This is a genomic window from Streptomyces sp. NPDC055013 (assembly GCF_053608645.1).
In genome coordinates, this window is record NZ_JBSGVW010000062.1 from 18,857 (window position 1) to 27,930 (window position 9,074).

Annotated in this window: 7 protein-coding genes; 6 read left to right on the plus strand and 1 reads right to left on the minus strand. The window is 73.7% G+C overall.

The window, feature by feature from the left end; all coding sequences use genetic code 11:
* Position 1: 1 nt before the first annotated feature.
* From ACWGDB_RS40565 to ACWGDB_RS40590, 6 genes are read left to right on the plus strand one after another with little or no spacing between them, the layout of a single operon-like run.
* A complete protein-coding gene (locus tag ACWGDB_RS40565) occupies positions 2–1,333 on the plus strand; it encodes an O-antigen ligase family protein (RefSeq protein ID WP_453827065.1) in 1,332 nt (443 codons plus the stop codon).
* The gene (locus tag ACWGDB_RS40570; protein WP_453827066.1) at positions 1,330–3,081 is read left to right on the plus strand and encodes a lipid II flippase MurJ; all 1,752 of its coding nucleotides are present in this window, start codon (positions 1,330–1,332) and stop codon (positions 3,079–3,081) included. The genes ACWGDB_RS40565 and ACWGDB_RS40570 overlap by 4 nt, the downstream gene beginning before the upstream one ends.
* Positions 3,071–3,862 carry a polysaccharide deacetylase family protein gene (locus ACWGDB_RS40575; protein ID WP_453827067.1) on the plus strand — a complete coding sequence of 264 codons (792 nt, stop codon included), beginning with the start codon at positions 3,071–3,073 and terminating at the stop codon, positions 3,860–3,862. Before ACWGDB_RS40570 ends, ACWGDB_RS40575 begins: the two co-directional genes overlap by 11 nt.
* Positions 3,859–5,001: a glycosyltransferase gene (locus tag ACWGDB_RS40580; protein WP_453827068.1), complete on the plus strand. Its 1,143-nt coding sequence runs from the start codon at positions 3,859–3,861 to the stop codon at positions 4,999–5,001. The genes ACWGDB_RS40575 and ACWGDB_RS40580 overlap by 4 nt, the downstream gene beginning before the upstream one ends.
* A complete protein-coding gene (locus tag ACWGDB_RS40585; protein WP_453827069.1) occupies positions 4,998–5,675 on the plus strand; it encodes a lipopolysaccharide biosynthesis protein in 678 nt (225 codons plus the stop codon). The genes ACWGDB_RS40580 and ACWGDB_RS40585 overlap by 4 nt, the downstream gene beginning before the upstream one ends.
* The gene (locus tag ACWGDB_RS40590; protein WP_453827070.1) at positions 5,672–6,814 is read left to right on the plus strand and encodes a GNAT family N-acetyltransferase; all 1,143 of its coding nucleotides are present in this window, start codon (positions 5,672–5,674) and stop codon (positions 6,812–6,814) included. Before ACWGDB_RS40585 ends, ACWGDB_RS40590 begins: the two co-directional genes overlap by 4 nt.
* A 122-nt stretch (positions 6,815–6,936) precedes the next feature.
* Here ACWGDB_RS40590 and ACWGDB_RS40595 read toward each other — a convergent pair whose 3' ends face one another.
* Entirely contained in the window at positions 6,937–8,859 is a 1,923-nt protein-coding gene (locus tag ACWGDB_RS40595) for an AMP-dependent synthetase/ligase (protein ID WP_453827071.1), read from the minus strand.
* Positions 8,860–9,074 lie beyond the last annotated feature (215 nt).

Sequence of the window (9,074 nt, forward strand, 5' to 3'; positions counted from 1 at the left end):
GGTGACCACTTCCGCGGCAACCTCGCCCGCGTTCGCGCTGCCGTGGCCGGCGCTCGGCCGGGTCCGGTCCGTCCTGCCCGTGCTGCCGGTCGTGGCGGTCGTCGTCCTGCTGGGGCTTCCCGTCACGCCGGGCAGGGCCGCGACGCCCGCCGACGCCGCCTCCGCACTGGCCGTGCTGTGTGCCGTCGTCCACGCCGTACGGCAGGCACGGGCGCCGCTGACGCGGACGGCCGCGGTGGTGTTCGGGCTGCCCGTGGTGGGCATCGCGGTCGCCGCGGCGGGAGCGGTGACCACCGGTGACGCGGTCGCCGGACTGGCGCGCTATCTGCAGGTGTTCGTGCTGGTCCCGCTCGCCGTGATGCTGCTGGTGCGCGACCGGCAGGGCGCCCGGCTGGTGCTGTGGTCACTGCTCGGCCTCGCGCTGTGGCAGGGCGGGATCGGCGTGCGCCAGTACCTCACCGGGACCGGGGCGTCGTATCAGGGAGCCGACATCCGGGCGGTGGGCACGTTCGGGCCGTCCGACGTGATGGGGATGGCGACCGTCGTGTCGCTCGGGATGGTGGCCGCGGTCGGGCTCGCCCTCGGGACGAAGGCGCGGCGGCAGCAGGTCCTGGCGACCGTGTGCGCGCTGGCGCTCCTTCTCCCGCTCGCGCTGTCCTTCAGCCGGGGGGCCTGGATCGCGACGGCGCTCACCTGCGGGGCGCTGCTGTTGCTGGCCGGGGTGCGGCGGGCGGCGAAGGTGTACGCGGCGGTGGCCGCGGTCTGTGTGGTGCTGGTGGGCGGGCTCGGTCTGGGCGCGTCGGCGCTGCAGGAGCGGCTGACCAGCATCACTCAGGTCGCCGACGCGCCGGACCAGTCGGTAGTCGACCGCTACACCATGTGGGCGGCGGCGGGCGACATGTGGAGCGGGCACCCGTTGACGGGCGTGGGGCTGAAGGCCTTTCCCGCGCACCGGGACGGCCACGCCTCGCTCGCGCTGTCGTCCGGCAGCGAGACAGGAGGCGCGGGCCAGGCCTACCGACGTCAGCCGCTGCTCTCCCCGCACAACATGTACCTGCTGATCCTCAGCGAACAGGGCCTGCTCGGCCTGCTCACGGTCGCGGGCAGCTGGCTGGCCCTGCTGCTGTACGCGCTGCGCCGCCTGCGCCGCACCCTTCGCGCCCGCGACTGCGCACTCCCGGCCTGCGGCCTGCTGCTCTGGCAGCTCGTCAACTTCCTGTACGCCGACATCGGCGGCCCCGCGACCATCCTGACGGGGGTCTGCCTGGGCCTCGCTGCGTGGTGGGCCCTGGCACGGGACGGGGCGCCGACAGCGGAAGCGGGCCCGCGATGACCGTCCACCCGGCGACGACCGGGGGCGCGCCCGACTCCAGCGGCATCAGCGATCCCCCACCCGCAATGACCGTGCACGCCATCGACCCCGCGGTCGGCGCCGACACGCCCGCCATCCCCGAGGGCGGCCGTGGAGCCCCGCCGGCCCCCGGGGGCAGTGCTCCCTCGGGGCGGTTTCTCGCCGGGGCGACCTTGTTGTCGGCCGGGCTGGCGATGGCCGCGGCGCTTCTGGGGCTCGGGCGGGATCAGGCGCTTGCGCATCTGTTCGGGGCCGGGGCGGAAACCGACGCGTTCCTGGTGGCCTGGACGTTGCCGGAGATGGCTTCGACGCTGCTGATCGAGGACGGCATGGCGTTCGTGCTGGTGCCGGCGTTCAGCATGGCGCTGGCGCGGCGGGCGCGCGGGATCGGTGAGCCCGACCCCGTGCGGGCCCTGATCGCCGCCTCGTTGCCGCGCCTGTGCCTGGTCCTCGCCGGTACGGCCGCCGCGCTCGCGGCCGGGGCGCCGCTGCTGGTCTCCGTCCTCGCGCCCGGCCTGCCCGACCCGTCCCTGGCCGTGTCCTGCACCCGGCTGACCGCGACCTGCGTCCTGAGCTTCGGGCTCGCCGGGTACTGCAGTGCGGCGCTGCGGGCCCACCGCAACTACCTCGCGCCGGGCGCGATCTACATCGCGTACAACATCGCGATCATCACCACGATGCTCGTCATCGGCGAGAGCTGGGGGGTACGGTCCGCCGCGCTCGGTGTCGCGATCGGCGGGTGCCTCATGGCCGTCGTACAGGCACCGTCCCTGTGGCGGCGGGTCGCCGGGCGCGACGAGCGGTCCACGACCGTGCCCGGGGCCGAGTACGACGGGGAGCGTGGCCGGTCGATCGTGCCGGCCCTCGTCTGTGCCGTCCTGCTCTTCGCGCTGTGCCGGCAGTCGCAGGTGCTCATCGAGCGGTACTTCGCCTCCGGGCTGCCCGCCGGTGCCATCTCACACCTCAACTACGCACAGAAGATCGCCCAGTTGCCGATGTCGCTGTCGATGATGGTGTGCGTCGTCACCTTCCCGGTGGTGGCGCGGGCCATCGCCGAGGGCGACACGCGGCGGGCCGGGGACCGGGTCGAGCGGGACCTGGCGCTGATGGCCTGCATCGTGCTGCTCGGCGCCGCCGTGGTCGTGGCCTGCGCGCCGCAGATCGTCCAACTGCTGTTCCAGCGCGGCGCGTTCACGGCGCAGGACACCGCCGCGACCGCCGCCGTCATGCGGGTGTACGCGATCGGACTGCTCGGGCACACGCTGGTGGGGGCGCTGGTGCGGTCGTACTTCTCGACCGGCCGGATCACCTGGTTCCCGCTGGGCGCGATGGGCGCGGGCGCGCTGGCCACCGTCGTCCTCGGCGCCTGGGCCGTGGACCCGTGGGGTGCGCGCGGCATCGCCGCGGCCAACGCCGCCGGCATCACCCTCACCGCGCTGCTCCTGCTGCACGGGCTGGGGCCCCGCGCCGTGCCGTTGCACGTGCGACGGGTCGTCGCCGAACTGGCCCGGCTGGTGTACGCGGCCGTGTGCGCGGGCGGGGCGGGACTGCTCTGCACGGAGCTGTTCGACTCGCCCGCGGCGGCCGTCGCCGTCTGCTGCCTGTGCGTGACCGTCGTGTTCCTGCTGCTGGCCCGGCTCCTCGACGCGGCCGGCGTCCGGTCCCTCCTGCTTCCCGTCGCGCACTTCGTCCGTAGCTCCGTCACACGAAAGCCTCGCCATGGTCGCTGACATCTCCGCCGCGCCCCGCCCGGACGCACCCGACACCGAAACAGCCGTGGGGGGACGCCCGAGACGGCGTGCCGCCGCCTGGGTGGCCATGTACCACTCGGTCTCGGACTGCCCGGACGACCCGTACAACATCACCGTCACACCGGAGCGACTGGACAGACAGCTCGCCTGGCTGGCCGGCCGCGGCCTGCGCGGGGTGAGCGTGCGCGAGCTGCTCGCGGCGCGCGCCCGGGGCACGGAGCGCGGTCTGGTGGGGCTCACCTTCGACGACGGATACACCGACTTCGTCACCACCGCCATGCCGTTGCTGCGCCGCAGGGGCTTCACCGCCACCGTGTTCGTGCTGTCCGGGCTGCTCGGCGGCGAGAACAGCTGGGAGCGCACCGGCCCGCGCAAGCCGCTGCTCGACGTGGACGACGTCCAACACGCCGCCGCCGCAGGCATGGAGATCGCCTCGCACGGCCTGACCCACGTCGATCTGACCATGGCGACCGACCAGGTGCTGCACACCGAGGTCAACGACAGCCGGCACCGGCTCGCCGCCATCACCGGCGGGGACGTCGAGGGCTTCTGCTACCCGTACGGCTTCCTCGACCAGCGTGCCGCCGACGCAGTGCGCCGGGCCGGCTACCGCTACGCCTGCGCCATCGCCCCCGGCCCGGCCGGCTCCGGCGACTTCGCGCTGCCCCGCATCCACATGGGGCAGGCGGACACCCCGGTGCGGCTGGAGCTGAAGCGACGGCTGGCCCGGGTCCACGGCCGTGCTCTGGGGGCCGTGTGAGGGCCCTGCACGTCATCACCGGCCTCGGCGTGGGCGGAGCGGAACAGCAGCTGCGTCTGCTGCTGCGGCATCTCCCGGCGCAGTGCGACGTGGTGGCACTGACCAACCCCGGGCCGGTCGCCGCCGGTCTGGCCGCCGACGGGGTCCGCGTCACCCACCTCGGGATGGACGGCAACCGCGACCTCGGCGCGCTGCCGCGCCTCGCCCGGCTGATCCGCGCCGGGCGCTACGACCTGGTGCACACCCACCTGTACCGGGCCTGTCTGTACGGCCGGATCGCGGCGCGGCTCGCGGGAGTCGGGACCGTGGTGGCCACCGAGCACTCGATCGGCGACACCCGCCTGGAGGGCCGCCCGCTGACCACCGGCGTCCGCGCGCTGTACCTGGCGGGCGAGCGCCTCGGCCACACCACCGTGGCCGTCTCGCCGACGGTGGCCGAACGGCTGCGGCACTGGGGCGTGCCCGGACCGCGCATCCGGGTCATCCCGAACGGCATCGACGCGCCCCGATTCCGCTACGACGAGGTGCGCCGCAAGGAGGCCCGGGCGTTCCACGGGCTGCCGCCGGACGCGTACGTCGTCGGCGGGGTGGGCCGCCTGACGCCGGGCAAGCGCTTCGACCTGCTGGTGCAGGCACTGCCCCAACTCCCCGGGGACGTACGGCTGTTGCTGGTCGGTGGCGGCCCCGAGGAGGCGGCGCTGCTGCGTACCGCGCGGGCGCTGGGCGTCGTGGACCGGGTGGTGCTGGCGGGCGAGCGGCCGTATCTGCCCGGCCCCGGCGACGAGGCGCCCGGACTGGTCACCCTGCTGTCCGCCATGGATGTGCTCGCCTCGCCGTCGCCGCAGGAGTCCTTCGGCCTGGCCGTGGTGGAGGCGCTGGCGGCCGGACTCCCCGTGCTGTACGCGAGCTGCCCCGCCGTCGAGGACCTGCCGCCGGACGCGGCACCCGGTGCCCGGCGCGTCCGGGGCGGCGCCGACGCGTACGCGCGGGAACTGCTGCGGCTGCGGTCGGCGGGACCGGCCGAGCGGACCGTCCCGGACGTGGTCCACCGCTACGACATCGAGCGCACCGCACGCCAACTGATGGATCTGTACACGGACGCTCTGTCCGGCTCGAACCTGGAAGTGAGTTCCTCATGACTGACAACCCCGAAGAGGGTGCCCGGCCCTTCGACCGCACGCGCGCACGCATGACGCGGCTGTCCTCGTGGTGGTGGCTGCCGGCCGCCGCACTGGCAGGCGCCGCGGTCGGTGGCGCGTACGGCCAGCTCAGGCCGCCGCAGTACACGGCCACGAGCTCGGTCGTCGCCGTGCCGAACGGCACCACCGAGGCCGACTGCACCGACGCGCTCGGCTTCGCGCAGGCGTACGGCCGCGTGGCCACCCAGCTCGCCGTGCTCTCGGACGCGCAGATGTGGGCGGGCGTACCCGTCTCGACGCTGCGCGAGAACGTGGAGGTGGCGACCTCTCCGGACGCGCCGATGGTCGCGATCTCGGCGACCTCGTCGAAGCCCGGTCAGGCCGTCGACATCGCCAACGCCGTGTCCCGCGCGCTGATCACCGAGGCGGACCACACCAAGGCCCGCACCGGCATCCGGCTGGAGCGTCTCTCCCGTGCGCTGAAGCCCACCGATCCGTCGTCCGCGTCACCGGCGCTGACGTCCCTCGTGGGCGCGAGCGCCGGAGGCCTGCTGGGCGGCCTCGCCCTGCTGGCCCGGCCGCGGCGGGCGCCGGACGGGGACGACGACGACCGCAGCCGCGCTTCCGTGCCCGGCCCGGCCGGCGCCGCCGACGCGCGCGGGACGCTTGGGTGAGCGGGCACGGGCGCGCGCTGTCGGTGGACGTCTGCACCGACGAGCGCGCCTTCGGAGAGCTGGCCAAGGACTGGGAACGACTGCGCGCGGCCTGCCCGTCCGCGACGGCGTTCCAGAGCCACGCCTGGCTGCACTCGTGGTGGCTGTCGTACGGCAGACCGGGCCGGCTGCGGGTCGTCCTGGTCCGCCGGCACGGTGAACTGGTGGCGGCGGCCCCGCTGATGCGGGTGCACCACCCGCTGCCGGCGCTGGTGCCGATCGGCGGCACCATCACCGACTTCTGCGATGTGCTCATCGACGAGGAGGAGGCCGCATGGGGCGCCGGGGCACTGGCCGACGCCCTGGCCGGTCCGGCGCGCACCGCACTGATCGACTTCGGTGAGGTGCGGCCGGGCGGTGCGATGGAGCGGGTCTACCTGTGCTGGCGCGGCCCGCGGCACCGGATGAGCGACTCCGTCTGCCTGGACCTGCCCGCCGTTCCCATGACCGAGCTGATCGGGCGGCTGCCGACGGGGCGTGCGCGGCGGATCCGCAGCAAGGTGAACCAGTTCACCCGGCTCGGCATCGAATGGCGCGTCGCGCGCCACGACGAGACCGAGGCCGCGCTGCGCCGCCTCCTCGAACTGCACCGCAAGCAATGGCAGGGCAGACAGGTGACGTCGGAGCACCTGCGGCCGAGGTTCCTGGAGCACCTGGTCCGGGCGGCGGTCCCGATGGTCCGGTCCGGTGCTGCCGTGGCGACGGAGTTCCTGCTCGAGGGCACGGTCGTGGCGGTCAATCTGACGCTGCTCTCGGGCCGTCTGACGGGCATGTACATGTACGGCTTCGACCCGCTGCTGCGGGAGCGCAGGGTGGACGTGGCGACGATGCTGCTGCACGCGTCCACCCGGGATCTGGAGCCGGGCGGGCAGGTCGCGCCCGACTCCCCGCGCACCCTGAGCCTGCTGCGCGGGGAGGAGCCGTACAAGTACCGCTGGTGTCCCGAGGCGGTCGTCAACCAGCGGTTCCTGCTGGCCCGGCGCCGCACGGCCCCGCTGCTGGCGGCGGCCGTGGCCGAGGCGGCGACGCGGCGCCGGGCCAAGCGGCTCCTGCGGCGCGACGCCGCTCCGGCGGAGGCGGGTGGCGCCGCGGCCGGTTGAGGCGGGTGGCGCCGCGGCCGGTTGAGGCGGGTGGCGCCGCGGCCGGTTGAGGCGGGTGGCGCCGCGGCCGGTTGAGGCGGGTGCTGCCGCGGCCGGTTGAGGTGCGGGGCGGCTCGTGCCGCTCAGTTTCCGTACAGCGCCTCGATCTCGGCCGCGTACGCCGTCGTCACCGCGTGCCGTTTGACCTTCAGGGACGGGGTGAGCATGCCGTTGTCCTCGTTGAACTCGCCCTCGATCAGGGCGAAGGCGCGGATCGACTCGGCGCGGGAGACGGCCTCGTTGGCGTAGTCGACGGCCCTTTGGACGTCGGCGCGCATCCGGGGGTCCTGGATGACCTCGGACATCGGGGTGCCGGCGGGCATCTTGCGTACGGCGAGCCAGTGGCTCACCGCGTCCGGGTCGAGGGTGATCAGGGCGCCGATGAAGGGGCGGTTGTCGCCGACGACGAGGCACTGGCCGATCGGGGCGCGGCTGCGCAGGCGGTCCTCCAGGACGGCCGGGGAGACGTTCTTGCCGCCGGAGGTGACGAGGATGTCCTTCTTGCGGCCGGTGATCGTGAGGTAGCCGTCCTCGTCGAGGGCGCCGAGGTCACCGGTGGCGAACCAGTCGTCCTGGAGTACGGCGTCGGTGGCGGCCGGGTTGTTCCAGTACGAGCCGAAGACGATGCCGCCCTTGATGAGCACCTCACCGTCGTCGGCGATGCGCACGGCGGTGCCGGGGACGGGTTGGCCGACCGTGCCGGGGCGGGGCCTCAGGGGCGGGACGATGGTGGCGGCGGCGGTCGTCTCCGTCAGGCCGTAGCCCTCGTAGACGAGGATTCCGGCGGCGTAGAAGAACAGGTTGAGGTTACGGTCGAGGGGGGAGCCGCCGCTGATGGCGTAGCGCATGCGGCCGCCGAGTTCCTTGCGGACCCGGCGGTAGACCAGGAGGTCGTACAGCGCCCAGGCGGCGTAAAGGCCGGGGCCGGGGCCCTTGCCCGTGCCGAGGAACTTGTGCAGGTAGGCCTCGCCGAAGCGGACGGCTGTGCGGTCGGCGCGGTCGAAGGAGGCGGCGCGGCCCATCTTCTCCGCCGTCGCGCGGCCGGTGTCGTGGATCTTCTCGAAGAGGTACGGGACTCCTACGAGGAACGTGGGGCGGAACTGCCTCAGTGCCGGGCGGAGTTCGTCGGGCTTGATGCTCGGGCAGTGGCCGATCTCGATACGGGCCATCAGGCAGGCGATCTGGAGGGTGCGGCCGAGGATGTGGGCGAGGGGGAGGAAGAGGAGGGTCGAGGCGGTCTGGCGGGTGACCTCCTTGAAGATGGGGTGCAGCAGCTCGACCGTGTTGGCGGCTTCCGCGTGCAGGTTGGCGTGGGTGAGGACGCAGCCCTTCGGTTTGCCTGTGGTGCCGGACGTGTAGCAGACGGTGGCGATGGTGTCCGGGGTCAGGGCCGTACGGCGCTTGGTGACCTCCTCGTCGGGGACGTCGCGGCCGAGGGTGATGAGGTCGGCGAGCGCGTCCGCGTCCAACTGCCAGGTGCGCGGGGGGTGGGGGTGGGCGGCCGTGCCTGTCGTCACCGTGGTGGTGTTCTCGGCGGTCTCGGTGACGATGTGGCGGGCGCCGGAGTCGCGGACGATCCACTCCACCTGGTCGGCGGAGGAGGTGGCGTAGATGGGGACGGTCTGCGCGCCGGCGGCCCAGATGGCGAAGTCCAGGACGGTCCACTCGTAGCGGGTGCGGGACATCACGGCTACGCGGTCGGCTTGTTCCACGCCCGCGGCTATCAGGCCCTTGGCGACGGCGGTGACTTCGCGGGCGAAGGCCGTGGCGGTGATGGGGTGCCAGGTGCCGTCGGGCTGGGCTCGGCGGAGGACTGTCGCTTCGGGGTCCTCCGCGGCGTTGGTGAAGGGGAGGTCGGCGATGCTGCCGGATTGTGCGGGCGGGGCGAGGGGCGGCGTACTCGCCTCCCGGACCACGCCCTCGGCGTCCTTGACGACCTCGACCGTGGTGCGGTCCATCAGGTCGGTGCGCTGCTTCGCCCGCTTCAGGTCCTTGCGTACGCCCATGTCGGCTCCCGGTGCCAGGTGGACTTACTGGGGGGTCAACTTACTCGTGCGTAAGGGAAGGTCAATGGCTTTGGCCTCCGGCGGTTGGGCGTCTATGCCTGCGGCGGCCTGTGGCTGTGTGGTGGGGGTTCGCGTAGCGCCTGGCGGTGGGTTGTGGGTCGGGGCCGTGCCGGGGGGTGTCCGTCCTCGGACCGGCGGTTGGGGTTGGGCAGGGT

Excerpts from the sequence above, each read along its gene's own strand:
- ACWGDB_RS40585 (WP_453827069.1), top strand. The coding sequence starts at position 4,998 with ATGACTGACAACCCCGAAGAGGGTGCCCGGCCCTTCGACCGCACGCGC.
- ACWGDB_RS40570 (WP_453827066.1), top strand. The coding sequence starts at position 1,330 with ATGACCGTCCACCCGGCGACGACCGGGGGCGCGCCCGACTCCAGCGGC.
- ACWGDB_RS40595 (WP_453827071.1), bottom strand. The coding sequence starts at position 8,859 with ATGGGCGTACGCAAGGACCTGAAGCGGGCGAAGCAGCGCACCGACCTG.
- ACWGDB_RS40575 (WP_453827067.1), top strand. The coding sequence starts at position 3,071 with ATGGTCGCTGACATCTCCGCCGCGCCCCGCCCGGACGCACCCGACACC.